Origin of the sequence: Shimwellia pseudoproteus (genome assembly GCF_016415625.1) — a bacterium.
Taxonomy (GTDB): Bacteria; Pseudomonadota; Gammaproteobacteria; order Enterobacterales; family Enterobacteriaceae; genus Shimwellia; species Shimwellia pseudoproteus.
In genome coordinates, this window is record NZ_WBXP01000026.1 from 17,620 (window position 1) to 34,112 (window position 16,493).

Genomic DNA, 16,493 nt, shown 5'->3' on the forward strand with positions numbered 1-16,493 from the left:
TTTACCCGGCCCATATGCGCCGCGGCATACACAGAGCAGCACCGCACCAGATCTGTGACAATCTGACATCAACCATTCCGGAGCAGTAGCCACATCCGCGTTTATCAACACACACAGAATAAAAATGTAACGCGCTGAAACCATTGCCCACAAGCCGGTCATGCCCGGTATGTATAAATTATCTCTCAGTCAGGCTGCCGTCATGCAGACAGCGCCAGCAGGGAGAGGCATTATTTCAACAAAAAGTATCTATGCTTAAAGCAGGCCAGAAAGCTGAAATTACTGGCCAGAAGGAAAGACCATGATGTTACGAAAATTGCTGGCCATACCGCTGATGTTATTTCCGCTGCTGGCCTCAGCGCATAATCTGGTTGTTGGTCAGCGCGTGGCGCCAATCAGTATTACCGACCGGGGCGAGATGCTGATGAACGGTGATGATTTCTCTTACCGTCCGTGGAAAAGCGCGCAGCTGGAAGGCAAGATCCGCGTGGTGCAATATATTGCCGGGCGCACCTCGGCAAAAAAGAAAAATTCATTGCTGATTAAGGCAATTAAAGCGGCGGATTTTCCGCTGGATCGCTTTCAGCCGACCACCATCGTCAATACCGATGATGAGATCCCGGGCTCTGGCTTTTTCGTCCGCGGCAAGCTGGAAAAGAACAAGCGGAAATACCCCTGGGCGCAGTTTATCGTCGACAGTAATGGCCTGGGCCGTAAAGCCTGGCAGTTGAAAGAAGAAAGCTCCACCATTTTGGTGCTCGATAAAGACGGCCGTGTTCAGTGGGCGAAAGACGGGGCGCTCACCACCGATGAAGTGTACAACGTGCTGGCGATGGTCCATGACATGCTGTTAAAAGAACGCGACTGAAACGGGGCATAACACCGGGGCTGCGCCGGCTACTGTCCGCCGCCGGTCCACGGTATGATAACCTCCGGTACTGAACAAAGAATCCAGCCATATGCTTACTGCCACTTCAGGGCGGCGGTAAGCCGCGATTTAGCCGCGATGCTGTCGGCCCTCCAGGTAATGTGGGATGTGTATATTATATGTATTTGATTGAACGCTACATCGTTGGCCAGACCCACAGGCTAGTCCTGACCATCGTGGGGTTTCTGATCTTTATTTTCGCCAGTTATTCCGCCCAGCGTTATCTGACTGAAGCCGCCAATGGCACACTAGCCCTGGAAGTTGTCGCCGATGTGGTTTTCTACAAAATACTCATCGCGCTGGAGATGCTGCTACCGGTGGGGCTGTATGTCTCAGTCGGGATCGCCCTGGGCCAGATGTATAATGATTCGGAAATCACCGCCATTTACGCCGGCGGCGCCAGCCCGTCGCGTATTTACCGCGCCGTGTTGATGCTGGCCATTCCGCTGGCCGTACTGGTTACGCTGCTGTCGATGTATGGCCGCCCCTGGGCTTATGGCCAAATTTATAAGCTTGAGCAGCAGTCCCAGTCTGAGCTGGATGTAAACCATCTGATGCCGCGAAAATTTAACACCAATGACGATGGCCGCATGGTGCTGGCAAGCCAAATCAATACCGATACCAGCGTACTGACCGATGCCCTGATTTATACCGCTTCGGGCAATAAAACCAATGTCTACCGGGCCAGAACGGTTCAGGTCATCAACCCGTCACCGACACATCCTGCGGTGAAGCTGAATGCCGGTACGGCGTATACCCTGGATCACCAGGGCATCAACGATAACGAGCAGATCTATAAAAATCTCGACTTACACCTCAAGCCGCTCTTACAGGGCCTGAATGTGAAGCGCAAAGCGGAAAAGAACACCATATTGGCCCGCTCGCCCGATCCGGCTGACAAAGCGGAACTGCAGTGGCGCGAAAGCCGCGGGCTGACGGCGCTGTTAATGGCACTGCTGGCTATCCCCCTTAGCCGGACCAAACCGCGCCAGGGGCGTTTTGCAACCCTGCTTCCCCTGACCGTGGTATTCACCCTGATTTTCTATGGCGGTAACGTCTGCCGAACCCTGGTGGCCAACGGCGCACTGCCGGTTATCCCGGGGGTATGGCTGGTGCCGGTATTGATGCTGATCGCGATACTCACGCTGATGGCACGTGACTTTTCCCTACTGCAGAAGTTTTCCCGATGAATATATTCGGCCGCTACCTTATACGTAACGTTTTTATCGGCTTTGCCGCCGCGGCAGGATTACTGATCCCGCTGTTCACCACCTTTAACCTGATAAACGAACTGGATGATGTCAGCCCCGGCGGCTACCACTGGACCCAGGCGGTGCTGGTTGTTCTGATGACCCTGCCCCGTACCCTGATCGACCTTGGCCCGTTTATCGCGCTGTTGGGGGGAATTGTCGGGCTGGGGCAGATGTCGAAAAGCCTCGAGTTAACCGCCATCCGTACCGTCGGTTATTCTATCTTCCGCATCGCCATGGTGATGTTGTGTGCCGGGGTGTTGTTAACCGTGGTGCTGGGCGCACTCGACGAATGGGCCGCCTCGCCAATGCAGCAGCATGCCCTGCAACTGAAAAACACCGCCATGGCAAAAGATCCTGATAACGACAATGTCAGCAATATGCTGTGGGCCAGGCGTGATAACGAGTTTGTGACGGTGAAAACCCTCGACAGTCACCACCAGCCGGTGGGGGTGGAGATCTTTACCTACAAACCAGACTTGTCCCTGGAGTCTTATATCTTTGCCAAAACCGCCACCATTCAGGACGGCGGTAGCTGGATCCTGCACGGGGTAAATCAGAAAAACTGGAGTAACCGTGAAGAGACTGTCAAAACGCTGGATACCCTGCCGTGGAAGTCGATTTTCACCAATATGAGCCTTGAAGAGCTCACCATGCCCAGCGACAGTTTCTCAATTCGCCAGCTGAACCATTATATCCACTACCTGAAGAGTACCGACCAGCCCAGTAATGAATTTAAGCTCGCGCTGTGGCAAAAGCTGGGGCGGCCAATCTTGACCCTGGCGATGATTTTACTGGCGATCCCGTTTACCTTCAGCGCCCCCCGCTCCCCCGGTATGGGAAGCCGCCTGGCCGTGGGGGTCATTGTTGGGCTGCTGACCTATATCAGCTACCAGATTATTGTTAACCTCGGGTTGCTGCTCAGCCTGAACGTTCAGCTCACCACCCTGCTACCGCCGGTGCTGCTGCTGGCAGTGGCGCTAAAACTGGTATACCGGTTCGATAAAAACCACTGACGGCGCGCTGGCGAGGTTTTTTCCCGGGCAGGCTGCCCGGATATACAACCCATAAAAAAACAGCCTGTGGTCTCCCACAGGCTGTTCTGTATCATACGACGGCTTACTCAGGACGCTACCTTAACGTAGCGCGGCCTGAATCAGTCTTTTTTCATTGCCGCAAACACCTGAACAATCTTATCGATCTGCTCGTCAGTGTGGGCAGCATTCACGCTGCAGCGTAACAGGGTCATACCCGCAGGCGCTGCCGGTGGCAGTACCAGGTTTACGTAAACACCGTGGGTGATAAGCTCACGCCAGAAACGCAGACCTTCTTCTTTGGAGTCGATAATAACCGGAACCACCGGGCTGATATGCGCGCCCAGTTCGTAGCCGATCGCTGACAGACCTTCATAGAGACGGTTGGCGTTGTGCCACAGCTTCTCACGCAGTTCCGGGTGCTGAGCGATAGTACGTAATGAAGAGCGTACGGACGCAATGCTGGACGGTGACGGAGAGGCCGTGAAGATATAGGGACGGCTGCCATAACGCAGAACATCCATCTCTTTGCCGCCCACGGCAAACCCGCCAATGGCCGCCAGGCTCTTACTGAACGTACCGACGATAATATCGACGTCTTTCTCTACGCCAACGGCTTCAGCCAGACCGCGACCGTGTTCGCCCAGAACCCCGAAGGAGTGGGCTTCATCAACGATCAGGTAGCCGCCGAGACGGCGTTTAATATCAACAATCTCTGCCAGCGGCGCAACGTCGCCCAGCATGCTGTAGATACCTTCAACGATGATAATCGCCTCGCGGGCGCGCTCACCAAGGCGCACCATACGGCGCTCCAGATCCTGAGCATCATTGTGACGGAAACGAATAATTTCAGCCCCACCCAGCGTACAGGCATCGTAAATGCTGGCGTGGCTGTCGGCATCCAGTAATACCACGGTGCCAGGGCCTGCCAGGGCACTGATAACCCCGAGGTTAGCGGTGTAGCCGGTAGAAAAGACGATAGCCGTTGGGCGGTCGAAGAACGCGGCAATTTCTTGCTCTAACGCCAAATGCGGGCCGTAGCTACCGTTGGCCATACGTGACCCGGTAGTCCCAGTGCCCTGCGCAGCTAATGCTGCCTGACCATCGGCAATCGCCTGCTCATTAAACGTCAGCCCCAGGTAGTTATTGGTACCGGCCAGGATGACTTTCTGGTCGCCAATTCGCCCTTCAGTTGCTGAGTAAATCTCATCAATACGGGTGCCAAATGGATTAATACCGGAGCTCTGAAACTGCTCCCGCTCCGTGGCAAGGCGCGCGAACTTATCATAAAGGCCCATAGGTTTTCTCCAGGTGTGGGACCAGAGCATCCAGCAATTGTGCAGGGGTTCTGACATCCAGCAAGATGTTGATAGGAATGGAGATATCAAATTTATCTTCCAGCATCATCAACAGATCCATTACTTTGATGGACTCCAGACCAAGCTCATCAACGAGATCGCTGTCAGGCTTGATCTCCAGTCCGCTTGCGACCATACCCTGTAAGCACTCCAGGATATAATCCATCACCATTTCACGATTTAGCATAGAAACTTTGCCGCACCTATAGTCAGATTATCAAAATAGCCCTTCACGCAGTGCGCGCTCCAAACTAATCTCAGGGAACCAGTTAATATCTTCCGACAAGCATTGGTTGCTTGCCGACCAGTCCCGATGTGTTAACTCATGTATTTTACTGCGGGTCAGCATCGGTTCCTTTCCTGCCAGGCGGCTGGCCATTACGCTGATATCCGCCAGTAGTTTTAGCACAGGTAAGGGGATCCCGACTAACCGGACAGGGCCGTTACGCACCTCAGCGCCGATTTCTTGTACCCGGGTCCAATTATATCCCCCGGACACACCATCGCATAATTCACTCGGTGCGGTTGGCAACTGGTCAGCCACCAGCCACTGGCCGACAGCCTGGGCCAGATCGCTCACATGAATAAACGACAGTTTGGCATCGGGGGCTCCGAGCCGGGGCAGTACCCCGCGCAACATCCAGTCAAACAGCGGTTTCATCTCTTTATCACCCGGCCCATAGACCGCGGTCGGACGAAAAATACCGAGGGTAATATCCCCGGCTTGTGCCGCCAGTTGCTGTTCCGCAACGCGTTTTGATTTGGCATACCAGGACAGATCGGGATGGCGCGCAGCCAGAGAAGACATGAATAAGAAACGCTTGCAGGTACCACTTTTCCGGGCCGCCTGCATTAAACGCAAGCTGCCGGTGACATTGCAGTCAGTGAAAATGGCTTCGTTGTGGCCACGCACCTGTCCGGCACAATGCACCACGTGATCAGCACCGCTCACCAGTTCGTCCAGAGCGTCCCTATCTTCCAGCGCCCCGCGTACCCAGGTCAGATTATCAACCGGGGCTTTACGCGGGGTTCTGGTGAGTGCGCGTACGGCAAAACCGCGTGCGCGCAAATTGTCGGCAATATGCTTGCCGATAAAGCCGGTCACACCTGTAATTGCGACCGTTTTTGTCATTGAGCGTAACCAGCTATCTGTATCTGAGGGGTTATTGTCTCAGTCAGTGCTGTCAGGTAGCGTTTTTTCGCTTCTGCACGGGCCGGTTTACCCGAAGAGGTACGCGGGATGCTGTGCGGCGGCAGCAGTTCGATATCAACCCCAACCCCGAACTCGCTCTGAATACGTGCGGTCAGTGAATGGACTATCTGTGCACGACGCTCTTCGGAGCTCACGCGGCACTGAACCTGCAGCACAATGCGGCCGCTCTCTTCTTGCTCTTGCGGCGTAATGAAGGCAATCGCATCACCGGAGTGAATTTCCGGTTCCAGCTCGGCAACATACTCGATGTCCTGCGGCCAAATATTGCGGCCACGGATGATTATCAGGTCTTTTTTACGGCCGGTCACATACAGGTAACCATCCAGCAGATAACCCAGATCACCGGTGTCCATCCAGCCAGTAGACTGCACTTCTTTTTGCGATGCCGCATCACGGAAGTAGCCACTCATCAGGCTCGGGCCAGAAATATAGATATGGCCAACTTCGCGTTCCGGCAACGGGATCCCGGTTTCGCTGCGGATTTCAATACGGTGACCCGGCAGGGCCTTACCGCAGTTCACAAAAGACGAAATCGCGCGGGTGTCTTTGGTCGGCGCCACGGCTTTCCCCTGGTATTCCAGGATATCGCGGTCAACTTCGTTCACCTGAGAGCCGCCGTTTTCATCGGAGAAGCTCACGGCCAGGGCATTTTCAGCCAGGCCATAGCACGGCATAAAGGCCTTGCTGTTAAAGCCCACTTTGCTGAAGTGCACGCCAAACTGGTCCAGCTGCTCAGCGGAAATAGGCTCTGCGCCGACACCAGCCACACGCCAGCAGGAGAGATCCAGCTCAGCCAATTCTTTATCGTTACTGCGACGTAAGCACAGTTCGTAACCAAACGGCGGCGCTACGGAGACAGTACCGCGGTTTTTATTGATAAGTTTCAGCCACTGCATCGGACGCATGGCGAAATCCTGGGTACGCAGGTAGTCAACGGACAGCTGAGTGGCTACCGGGGTCAGCAGGAAGCCAACCAGGCCCATATCGTGATAGAACGGCAGCCAGGAGACGCAACGATCGCCAGCACGCAGTTTGATACCGTCATGGCTAATAACATGCAGGTTAGCCATCACTGAGCGGTGGGTAATAATCACACCGCGCGGGAAACGCGTACTACCGGAAGTGTACTGGAGGTAAGCAATATCGTCCGGGGACGGCAGCTCCAGCTCAATATCCATTTCCGGCAGCGCCTGTAAATCCGCATCGCTGAGAATATGGGTATCCGGGGCGTCGGCACTCACAGAGCTAATTAACGGCAGCCATTCATCACTGCTGATAATGGCAGCAGGGTTACAGCTGGAAATTAACCCCTGCAGTTTAGTCATATAGGAATCACGCTGGCCAACCCCCATCGGGATCGCAAGCGGTACAGCGACTAAACCAGCATACTGGCAGGCAAAAAAGGCTTCGACGAAACCAACGCTGGTTTCGGCAATAAGCGCAACACGATCGCCTTTTTTAAGGTTAAGGGATAAAAGACGACGCGCATTTTCCATGGCGCGGCGTTTTAAGACGCTATATTCCAGTACGGCTACCAGCTGATTACGCCGATCATAGAAATTCATCCCTGTACTTCCCTGTGCGGCATAGTCTAACGCCTCCACCAGGGTCGGAAAATCAGCATAGCGCATGGGAAGAGAGTGGGTTGAACTTGTTTCAGACATATACAAAGCAGCCATAGATTCAAAATCACCGAATAATACAGATAATCACGGGGGTGAGAGATGGGTTTTTTTGTAAAAATTTATTTAACGGTATTAACTATATTTTCGTATCTTAATAAATTTTTATTTTATCACATCTTATACTAGAAATCCAGCACCAAATAGTATAAATAGTTCCTAAACGGCACTAATGCAAGTATATATATCATGAGGTGACCGAGTTCAGAATCTTCAGGTAATGTCCGCTGTTATTGCCGGACCCAGATATACCGCGATGCACATGACGATCTTCTCAGATGGATATAACGTAACCAGTATGACGCAAGATTAAAAAAAGTGTACGTTTAGTTTTACCCAGACCATAACAAAGGCATTTAGTGGTAAAAAATAGCAAGTCGATGCCAGATAATTTTAGTAAAGTATTGAGCATGTTGGCTGGGGTTTTCTGGCTTAACGCTCAATAAATCAAATCAAAATATGTTCAGGCGAGTACACTAGCACAACTTCGTGCTTTTTTTAGAAAGTAACGCAGGTGAAGTATCTGAATATTGCAGGCCCGATTCTAGCCTAACCTTAGTAAAACCTGAACAACAGCAATTATCGCATTTTCTTATCCCTGGATGGATTGGTCACGGTTAAACGGCAAGAGATCGCAAACCTGGGTAATTCCGGTTGGTTTATTGCGTATTTTTTTTCGGTAATTATATAGATTTAAGGCTGTTTATGATTCTCATTGAAAAAGTCCAGGATAAGCAAGAACTTAAGCAGTTTATCGCTTTCCCTTCATCGCTCTATCCGGGCGATCCCAACTGGATCGACCCGCTGTTTATTGAGCGTGAGGAACACCTTTCCGCCAAGAACCCCGGCACAGACCATATCCAGTGGCAGGCCTGGGTTGCCAAAAAAGACGGCAAGGTCGTCGGACGCATCACAGCACAAATCGACCAGTTGCACCGCGACTTGTACGGTGAAGACACTGGCCATTTTGGAATGATTGATGCCATTGATGACCCTGAAGTCTTCAGCGCGCTATTTACTGCCGCAGAAGACTGGCTTAAATCAAAAGGCGCACACAAAATTACCGGGCCATTCAGCCTTAATATCAACCAGGAAAGCGGCCTGCTGATTGAAGGGTTTGATACCCCGCCCTGCGCCATGATGCCGCACGGCAAACCCTATTATGCCGCCGGTGTCGAGCAGCAAGGGTATAAAAAAGGGATTGATTTGCTGGCCTACTGGATGAAGCGTACCGATCTGCACTTCTCCCCGTCACTGACCAAACTGATGGATAAAGTGCGCCAGAAAGTCACTATCCGCTGCATTGAGCGCAAAAATTTTGCCAAAGAAATGCAGATTATGCGCGACATTTTTAACTCCGGCTGGCAGCACAACTGGGGCTTTGTTCCCTTTACGGAACATGAGTTTGCCACCATGGGTGACCAGCTGAAGTACCTGGTGCCCGACGACATGATCTATATTGCTGAGATTGACGGTGCCCCGGTGGCCTTTATTGTTGGTCTGCCAAATATTAATGAAGCGGTTGCCGATTTACAGGGCCGTTTGCTGCCTTTTGGCTGGGCAAAACTGCTGTGGCGCCTGAAAGTCAGCGGTGTGCGTACTGCCCGGGTTCCACTGATGGGGGTTCGCCAGGAATATCAATTTAGCCGCATGGGGCCGGTTATTGCGTTGTTATTAATTGAAGCGCTGCGCGACCCGTTTGCCAAACGCAAGATTGATGCCCTGGAAATGTCATGGATCCTTGAATCCAATAGCGGGATGCGCACTATTCTGGAAAAGATTGGTGCCATTCCGTATAAACACTATCGGTTATACGAAAAAGAAATATAAGACCTGCCGGACCACGCTTCCTCCGGACATTACCGGAGGAAGTAAACCACCTCATCACGCCCCAAAATAACTGCCTGCGTAGTGATGCAATAAAACAGTCGCCTTTATTCTATTTAATAGCCAGCTAAATAATAGCTATCTCATTACGGGCGTCTGGCAAAAACAAAAAAAGGGTATTGCGCATCATTTACCGCGTTTGGCAATATCCAATAAAGACATTTACCATGTTGTATCATTTTTTTATTGAACATTTATACGTGGGATAACCCGTATTCTGACGCCAGGGCACCGGGCCCCATTATGAGAACAGATGGTTTCTTTTACGTTATAACAGTAGATATTTATCGGCGATAAAAATGTCGCCATAAAAAATCCGGTTATACGCCATCAAAACGTATAACCGGATATCAGCCATCAACTGTAGCGTGCCATTTCCCGCCAGGGGTATGGCGGCGGGTTATTCCACAGTCACGGATTTAGCCAGGTTGCGGGGCTGGTCAACATCAGTCCCTTTAATCAATGCCGCGTGATAAGACAGCATCTGCAGCGGTACGGTATAGCAAATTGGCGCGATCAGCTCTTCCACATGGGGCATCGGGATCACGTGCATGGTGTCGCTGTCCGTAAAGCCCGCATCCCTGTCGGCAAAGACATACAGCTGGCCACCGCGGGCGCGGACTTCTTCGATATTAGACTTCAGCTTTTCCAGCAGGTCGTTATTCGGTGCAATCACAATCACCGGCATATCGGCATCAATCAGCGCCAGCGGCCCGTGTTTTAGCTCACCGGCGGCATAAGCCTCCGCATGAATATAGGAAATCTCTTTCAGCTTCAGCGCCCCTTCCATGGCAATGGGGTACTGATCGCCACGGCCCAGGAACAGCGCGTGATGTTTATCAGAGAAGTCCTCCGCCAGCGCTTCGATATGCTTATCCTGAGACAGCATCTGCTCAATACGGCTGGGCAGTGCCTGAAGTGCATGGACTATCTGCTGTTCAACCGTGTTGCTCTGGCTTTTCAGACGGCTCATCTTCGCCACCAGCATTAACAGCACCGTCAGTTGGGTAGTAAATGCTTTGGTGGAGGCAACCCCTATCTCCGCACCGGCTTTGGTCATCAGGGCCAAATCGGACTCGCGCACCAGGGATGATCCCGGCACATTACAAATAGCCAGCGATCCCAGGTACCCCAACTCTTTCGCCAGACGCAGCGCCGCCAGGGTATCCGCCGTCTCCCCGGATTGAGAGAGGGTGATTATCAGGCTGTTCGGGCGCAATGCGGATTTACGGTAGCGAAATTCCGACGCGATTTCGACATCGCAGGGGATCCCGGCCAGTGCCTCAAACCAGTAACGGGCAACCATCCCGGAGTTATACGAGGTTCCACAGGCGACAATCTGGATATTCTCCACCCGGGAAAGCAGCCCGTCGGCATCAGGGCCCAGCTCATGCAAGTCGATAGCGCCGTGATTAATCCGCCCGGCCAGCGTACTTTTGACGGCGTTTGGCTGCTCGTAAATCTCTTTTTGCATATAGTGGCGATAGATCCCTTTATCTCCCGCATCATATTGCAGGCTGGATTCCATTTCCGGGCGGGTAATCTCCTCACCACTACGGTCAAAAATGGTTACCGAACGGCGCGTGACTTCGGCAATATCCCCTTCTTCCAGGTAAATAAAGCGCCGGGTCACCGGCAGCAGGGCCAGCTGATCGGAAGCGATAAAGTTTTCCCCCACCCCGAGGCCGATAACCAGCGGGCTACCCGAACGGGCCGCCAGCAGTACATCCGGGGTACGGGAATCCATGATAACGGTGCCGTAAGCACCGCGTAACTGGGGAATGGCGCGTTTTACTGCATCACGCAGTGAGCCGCCCTGTTCCATTTCCCAGTGCACCAGATGGGCAATCACTTCGGTATCGGTATCGGAGGTGAAAACGTAGCCGCGCGCTTTCAGGGTATCGCGCAGCGCCTCGTAATTTTCAATAATCCCGTTATGTACCACGGCAATATGGCCAGACACATGCGGATGCGCATTGGCCTCTGACGGCTCACCATGGGTTGCCCAGCGGGTGTGCGCAATGCCCGTGCCACCGTGCAGGGCGTGCTCCTGCGCCGCTTTCGACAGCATCTGAACTTTACCGACCCGACGCAGACGCGTCATATGGCCTTCACTGTCTACCACCGCCAGGCCCGCGGAGTCATAACCCCGGTACTCCAGACGGCGTAACCCTTCAAGCAGGATCTCTGCAATATCACGCTGCGCCACTGCGCCAACAATTCCACACATAGTAATTTATTCCGGTAATGGCTTTCGCCGACGTTGTCGCTGACCTGTATGCCCGTGTTCGGGCGCCCCGAGCCTTGTAGAGAGTGGGGTTATAATGTTGTGCTCATTGGCACATGGCGGCGCATTGAAATGCCCTCACCGTGGATGCCCCCTTACGGGGGCACCAAAGATTATTTTTTCTTCACCGGGCGCTGCCAGCCGGCTTTACGCACCATCGGTACCCGGCTTAATACCAGCTCATCATCGCCCACATTGCGGGTAACGGTGGTTCCCGCCGCAATGGTGGACCCTTTACCAATGGTGACCGGCGCCACCAGCTGGGTATCGGAGCCAACAAAAACATCATCGCCAATAATGGTTTTGAATTTATTGGCGCCATCATAGTTACAGGTAATCGTACCGGCACCAATGTTCACATTATCGCCGATTTCCGCATCCCCCAGATAACTGAGGTGGCCCGCTTTGGAGCCTTTGCCCAGCCGGGCTTTTTTCATTTCAACGAAGTTACCGACATGGGCATCTTCTGCCAGCTCTGCCCCGGGGCGCAGGCGGGCAAAGGGCCCGACAGTACAGCGCGCCTGAAGATGAGCATCCTCGATAACCGTATAAGGGCTGAGTACGCAGTCATCGTCAATAATGCTGTTTTTGATAACACAGCCCGCGGCGATTTTTACCCGGTTTCCCAGCTGTACGCGGCCTTCAATGATCACATTGGTGTCAATATCAACGTCGCGGCCGTGGGTTAACTCACCGCGCAGATCGAAACGTGCCGGATCGCGCAGCATCACCCCGGCCAGCAGCAGACGTTCTGCCTGTTCAGTCTGGTAGACTCGCTCCAGCCGCGCCAGTTGCAGGCGGTTATTTACCCCTTCCACTTCGCTAAGACGGTCCGGCTGTACCGCAACAACCTCATGGCCTTCACCGGCAGCCATGGCGATAATGTCGGTGATATAAAACTCGCCCTGGGCATTGTTGTTATCCAGTTTTGCCAGCCAGCGCTTCAGATCCGCGCCGTTGGCCACCAGGATACCGGTGTTAATTTCTTTGATCAGGCGCTGCTCGTCACTGGCGTCTTTATGCTCCACGATCCCCACCACGCAGCCGTTAACCCGGGCGATGCGCCCATAGCCCGTAGGATCGTCAAGATTGACCGTCAGCAGCCCAATGCCGCCTGCCGGTTTCGCGCTGCACAAACGCTGTAAAGTCGCCACGGAGATAAGCGGGACATCCCCGTAAAGCATCAGAATATCTTCATCATCAGAAAAGTTTGGCGCAGCCTGCTGCATGGCGTGACCGGTCCCTAGCTGCTCGGCCTGCAATACCCAGTTGAGGTGGTTACCGGTCAGCGTCTGTTTGAGCAGTTCCCCACCGTGGCCATACACCAGATTGATCTGTCTGGCGCCTATCTGGGTCGCCGCATCAATCACGTGCTGAACCATTGGTTTACCGGCCAGGGTATGCAGCACTTTAGGAAGGTCAGAATACATTCGGGTCCCTTTACCAGCGGCAAGGATAACCACGCTCATTGTATTGTTTGACATACGCGTCCTGATTCTGAGTTGATGAGAAAGTAAAGCGGTTTCACATTGAAAATTCTACATATTTTTCAACACGAAATGGGTTGTGCGCAATTCACGCATCGGGACCGCTTTATTAAATTATTACGGGTTATACAGCAGAGAATGATGGGTAAAAGATGTCTTTTCCCAGCGATAAACGCCGCTATATGACGGATTTTCAGCTTATTTTAGCATTGAAATAAAGCCACAGAATCCACTATGGCACAGCAAAAAGCTATCGGGAAAAGCTGACTGTCAGGCCTGGGGGCAGGCGGTGGGCCAGAAAAGCAAAAAGGCCGCCGGTGGCGACCTTTTTTAACGCTGATATTTCCGCCTGGGCCTGTCTGGTCCCGGGCCGGAAAATACAATCAGAAGCGCAGCGTGCTAAGAATAGCCATAATTTTGTTTAACAGTTTCATGAAATCAGCCTTGTTCGTTTCAGTAAATAGTGACGTTAATCACATCTGGCGAAATAGTACGCGAAGCACTGCTGCTCATCAACTTTTTTTGTGACCTCAGTCACACTCATAACCTGGAGGACGCCGGCGCGTTTTTGTACGGCAAATAAAAAAGCCAGCCGGTTTCCCGACTGGCTTTCCTGATTTACAGGCCGGTATTACATCGCTTTCTTGGTCAATTCGATAACGCGTAGTTTGGCGATCGCTTTGGCCAGCTCCGCAGAAGCCTGGGCGTAGTCCACATCCCCGTGGGAACTGCGGATATGCTCTTCAACTTTACGTTTAGATTCCAGGGCTCGCGCTTCGTCGAGATCCTGGCCGCGGATAGCGGTATCAGCCAGTACAGTTACGTTACCCGGCTGAACTTCCAGTACACCACCGGAGAGATAAATAAACTCTTCGTGGCCGAACTGTTTAACGATGCGGATCATACCAGGCTTAATGGCGGTGAGCAGCGGGGCGTGACCCGGGAAAATACCCAGCTCACCTTCGCTACCCGTTACCTGAATTTTCTCAACCAGGCCGGAGAACATCTCCTGCTCTGCGCTGACAACGTCCAGGTGGTAAGTCATTGCCATATCACCCTCCAGTTCAAGGCGTTAAAGTTTTTTGGCTTTTTCGACAGCTTCGTCGATGGTACCAACCATGTAGAACGCCTGCTCTGGCAGATGATCGTATTCGCCTTCCATGATGCCTTTAAAACCACGGATGGTTTCTTTCAGGGAAACGAATTTGCCCGGAGAACCGGTAAATACTTCTGCAACGAAGAACGGCTGGGACAGGAAGCGCTGAATTTTACGCGCGCGGGCTACCACCAGTTTATCTTCTTCAGACAGTTCATCCATACCCAGGATGGCGATGATGTCTTTCAGTTCCTGATAGCGCTGCAGAATAGACTGCACGCCACGGGCAACATCATAGTGTTCCTGGCCAACCACCAGCGGATCCAGCTGACGGCTGGTGGAGTCCAGCGGGTCAACAGCCGGGTAGATACCCAGAGAGGCTATCTGACGGCTCAGTACCACGGTAGCATCAAGGTGCGCAAACGTGGTGGCTGGTGACGGGTCAGTCAAGTCATCCGCAGGGACGTATACCGCCTGTACGGAAGTGATAGAACCGGTTTTGGTGGACGTGATACGTTCCTGCAGAACACCCATTTCTTCCGCCAGGGTCGGCTGATAACCTACCGCAGAAGGCATACGGCCCAGCAGTGCAGATACTTCAGTACCGGCCAGGGTATAACGGTAGATGTTATCGATAAACAGCAGAACGTCACGGCCTTCATCACGGAATTTCTCCGCCATGGTCAGACCGGTCAGTGCTACGCGCAGACGGTTTCCCGGCGGCTCGTTCATCTGGCCATACACGAGGGATACTTTATCCAGAACGTTGGATTCGGTCATTTCGTGGTAGAAGTCGTTACCCTCACGAGTACGTTCACCTACCCCTGCAAACACAGAGTAACCGGAGTGCTCGATCGCGATGTTACGGATAAGCTCCATCATGTTTACGGTTTTACCTACACCCGCACCACCGAACAGACCAACTTTACCACCTTTAGCAAACGGGCAGATCAGGTCCATTACTTTGATACCGGTTTCCAGCAGTTCCTGAGAGTTAGACAGCTCTTCATAGGACGGTGCTTCGCGGTGGATAGCCCAACGCTCTTCTTCTCCGATGTCGCCTTTCATGTCTACTGGCTGGCCCAGTACGTTCATGATACGACCCAGAGTTGCTTTACCTACCGGCACTTCAATGGGGTGATCAAGGTTAGCGACTTCCAGACCACGGCTCAGACCGTCGGAAGTACCCATAGCGATGGTACGAACAACACCGCCACCCAGCTGCTGCTGAACTTCCAACACCAGCGTTTCTTTACCATTCTTCACCTCAAGGGCGTCGTACACTTTCGGTACCGCATCTTGAGGGAACTCGACGTCCACCACGGCGCCGATTACCTGGATAATCTTTCCAGTAGCCATCTTAAATCCTCTACGAAATAACCTGGTTAAACCGCGGCGGCCCCACTGACTATCTCAGTGAGTTCCTGAGTAATGCTGGCCTGACGAGCTTTGTTGTATACCAACTGCAGGTCTTTAATCAGGCTACCGCCATTATCGGTCGCGGCTTTCATCGCCACCATACGTGCGGCCTGCTCACTGGCCAGGTTTTCAACCACGCCCTGATAAACCTGGGACTCCACATAACGACGCAGCAGGGTATCCAGCAGCGCTTTCGGGTCCGGTTCATACAGATAATCCCAGAATTTACGTTTCAACTCAGCATCATCAGAAGCCGGTAACGGCAGAAGCTGAGTAATAGTCGGAGCCTGAGACATGGTATTAATAAATTTGTTGCTGACAACGTACAGCTTGTCCAGACGGCCTTCATCATAAGCCTGCAACATCACTTTTACCGGGCCTATCAGTTCGGACAGGGAAGGGTTATCCCCCATACCGGTGACCTGGGCTACGACATTGCCGCCTACGGAATTAAAGAAAGACACGCCTTTAGAGCCGATCATTGCGATATCGCACTGAACGCCTTTATCGGACCAGGCTTTCATATCCGCCAGCACTTTTTTGAACAGGTTAATGTTCAAGCCACCGCACAAACCACGGTCAGTAGACACCACCAGGTAGCCCACGCGTTTAACGTCGCGTTCTTCCAGGTACGGGTGTTTATATTCCAGATTACCGGTAGCAAGGTGACTGATCACTTTGCGCATGGTATCTGCATAAGGACGGCTGGCTGCCATGCGTTCCTGCGTTTTACGCATTTTGGAGGCGGCGACCATTTCCATCGCTTTCGTGATCTTCTGCGTGTTCTGGACGCTTGCGATCTTAGTACGTATCTCTTTTGCGCCGGCCATGAGCTTCTCCTCTGCGCCAGAC

13 protein-coding genes are annotated in these 16,493 nt (G+C 52.7%); 4 read left to right on the forward strand and 9 right to left on the reverse strand.

Annotated features, from left to right (window positions below; all coding sequences use genetic code 11):
• The first annotated feature begins 301 nt into the window (after nucleotides 1-301).
• The 3 genes from F9C28_RS12430 to lptG all read left to right on the forward strand — a co-directional run bounded on the left by F9C28_RS12430 (nucleotide 302) and on the right by lptG (nucleotide 3,194).
• Entirely contained in the window at nucleotides 302-868 is a 567-nt protein-coding gene (locus F9C28_RS12430) for a YtfJ family protein (RefSeq protein ID WP_199015685.1), read from the forward strand.
• 179 nt (nucleotides 869-1,047) lie between these two features.
• Nucleotides 1,048-2,118, forward strand: coding sequence for an LPS export ABC transporter permease LptF (lptF, locus tag F9C28_RS12435; RefSeq protein WP_199015686.1), 1,071 nt, complete (start codon nucleotides 1,048-1,050; stop codon nucleotides 2,116-2,118).
• Nucleotides 2,115-3,194 carry an LPS export ABC transporter permease LptG gene (gene lptG, locus F9C28_RS12440; RefSeq protein ID WP_199015687.1) on the forward strand — a complete coding sequence of 360 codons (1,080 nt, stop codon included), beginning with the start codon at nucleotides 2,115-2,117 and terminating at the stop codon, nucleotides 3,192-3,194. The genes lptF and lptG overlap by 4 nt, the downstream gene beginning before the upstream one ends.
• Before the next feature lie 140 nt (nucleotides 3,195-3,334).
• On the opposite strand, the gene spt is transcribed toward lptG, so the two are convergent.
• From spt to F9C28_RS12460, 4 genes are read right to left on the reverse strand one after another with little or no spacing between them, the layout of a single operon-like run.
• A complete protein-coding gene (gene spt / locus F9C28_RS12445) occupies nucleotides 3,335-4,510 on the reverse strand; it encodes a serine palmitoyltransferase (RefSeq protein ID WP_199015688.1) in 1,176 nt (391 codons plus the stop codon).
• Nucleotides 4,497-4,757 carry an acyl carrier protein gene (locus tag F9C28_RS12450; protein WP_199015689.1) on the reverse strand — a complete coding sequence of 87 codons (261 nt, stop codon included), beginning with the start codon at nucleotides 4,755-4,757 and terminating at the stop codon, nucleotides 4,497-4,499. Before F9C28_RS12450 ends, spt begins: the two co-directional genes overlap by 14 nt.
• A 30-nt stretch (nucleotides 4,758-4,787) precedes the next feature.
• Complete coding sequence (locus tag F9C28_RS12455; protein WP_199015690.1) at nucleotides 4,788-5,702, reverse strand: NAD-dependent epimerase/dehydratase family protein; 915 nt, start codon at nucleotides 5,700-5,702, stop codon at nucleotides 4,788-4,790.
• The gene (locus F9C28_RS12460; RefSeq protein ID WP_233149052.1) at nucleotides 5,699-7,447 is read right to left on the reverse strand and encodes a fatty acyl-AMP ligase; all 1,749 of its coding nucleotides are present in this window, start codon (nucleotides 7,445-7,447) and stop codon (nucleotides 5,699-5,701) included. The genes F9C28_RS12455 and F9C28_RS12460 overlap by 4 nt, the downstream gene beginning before the upstream one ends.
• A 723-nt stretch (nucleotides 7,448-8,170) precedes the next feature.
• Between F9C28_RS12460 and F9C28_RS12465 the strand changes: the two genes are divergently transcribed.
• Nucleotides 8,171-9,295, forward strand: coding sequence for an N-acetyltransferase (locus F9C28_RS12465; protein ID WP_233149053.1), 1,125 nt, complete (start codon nucleotides 8,171-8,173; stop codon nucleotides 9,293-9,295).
• A gap of 457 nt (nucleotides 9,296-9,752) precedes the next feature.
• Here the strand turns inward: F9C28_RS12465 and glmS are convergent, their stop codons facing one another.
• From glmS to atpG, 5 genes are all read right to left on the reverse strand, one after another.
• Nucleotides 9,753-11,582, reverse strand: coding sequence for a glutamine--fructose-6-phosphate transaminase (isomerizing) (gene glmS / locus F9C28_RS12470; RefSeq protein WP_199015692.1), 1,830 nt, complete (start codon nucleotides 11,580-11,582; stop codon nucleotides 9,753-9,755).
• A 170-nt stretch (nucleotides 11,583-11,752) separates the two neighbouring features.
• A complete protein-coding gene (gene glmU / locus F9C28_RS12475) occupies nucleotides 11,753-13,123 on the reverse strand; it encodes a bifunctional UDP-N-acetylglucosamine diphosphorylase/glucosamine-1-phosphate N-acetyltransferase GlmU (RefSeq protein WP_199015693.1) in 1,371 nt (456 codons plus the stop codon).
• 634 nt (nucleotides 13,124-13,757) lie between these two features.
• Nucleotides 13,758-14,177 carry a F0F1 ATP synthase subunit epsilon gene (locus tag F9C28_RS12480; protein ID WP_199015694.1) on the reverse strand — a complete coding sequence of 140 codons (420 nt, stop codon included), beginning with the start codon at nucleotides 14,175-14,177 and terminating at the stop codon, nucleotides 13,758-13,760.
• Between the two features lie 21 nt (nucleotides 14,178-14,198).
• Entirely contained in the window at nucleotides 14,199-15,581 is a 1,383-nt protein-coding gene (gene atpD, locus F9C28_RS12485) for a F0F1 ATP synthase subunit beta (RefSeq protein WP_199015695.1), read from the reverse strand.
• A gap of 26 nt (nucleotides 15,582-15,607) precedes the next feature.
• Nucleotides 15,608-16,471: a F0F1 ATP synthase subunit gamma gene (atpG, locus tag F9C28_RS12490; protein ID WP_199015696.1), complete on the reverse strand. Its 864-nt coding sequence runs from the start codon at nucleotides 16,469-16,471 to the stop codon at nucleotides 15,608-15,610.
• Between the last annotated feature and the right edge of the window lie 22 nt (nucleotides 16,472-16,493).

What these genes read in the sequence shown, in the direction of transcription:
- F9C28_RS12430 (WP_199015685.1), top strand. Translation starts at nt 302, where the DNA reads ATGATGTTACGAAAATTGCTGGCCATACCGCTGATGTTATTTCCGCTG.
- lptF (WP_199015686.1), top strand. Translation starts at nt 1,048, where the DNA reads ATGTATTTGATTGAACGCTACATCGTTGGCCAGACCCACAGGCTAGTC.
- lptG (WP_199015687.1), top strand. Translation starts at nt 2,115, where the DNA reads ATGAATATATTCGGCCGCTACCTTATACGTAACGTTTTTATCGGCTTT.
- spt (WP_199015688.1), bottom strand. Translation starts at nt 4,510, where the DNA reads ATGGGCCTTTATGATAAGTTCGCGCGCCTTGCCACGGAGCGGGAGCAG.
- F9C28_RS12450 (WP_199015689.1), bottom strand. Translation starts at nt 4,757, where the DNA reads ATGCTAAATCGTGAAATGGTGATGGATTATATCCTGGAGTGCTTACAG.
- F9C28_RS12455 (WP_199015690.1), bottom strand. Translation starts at nt 5,702, where the DNA reads ATGACAAAAACGGTCGCAATTACAGGTGTGACCGGCTTTATCGGCAAG.
- F9C28_RS12460 (WP_233149052.1), bottom strand. Translation starts at nt 7,447, where the DNA reads ATGTCTGAAACAAGTTCAACCCACTCTCTTCCCATGCGCTATGCTGAT.
- F9C28_RS12465 (WP_233149053.1), top strand. Translation starts at nt 8,171, where the DNA reads ATGATTCTCATTGAAAAAGTCCAGGATAAGCAAGAACTTAAGCAGTTT.
- glmS (WP_199015692.1), bottom strand. Translation starts at nt 11,582, where the DNA reads ATGTGTGGAATTGTTGGCGCAGTGGCGCAGCGTGATATTGCAGAGATC.
- glmU (WP_199015693.1), bottom strand. Translation starts at nt 13,123, where the DNA reads ATGTCAAACAATACAATGAGCGTGGTTATCCTTGCCGCTGGTAAAGGG.
- F9C28_RS12480 (WP_199015694.1), bottom strand. Translation starts at nt 14,177, where the DNA reads ATGGCAATGACTTACCACCTGGACGTTGTCAGCGCAGAGCAGGAGATG.
- atpD (WP_199015695.1), bottom strand. Translation starts at nt 15,581, where the DNA reads ATGGCTACTGGAAAGATTATCCAGGTAATCGGCGCCGTGGTGGACGTC.
- atpG (WP_199015696.1), bottom strand. Translation starts at nt 16,471, where the DNA reads ATGGCCGGCGCAAAAGAGATACGTACTAAGATCGCAAGCGTCCAGAAC.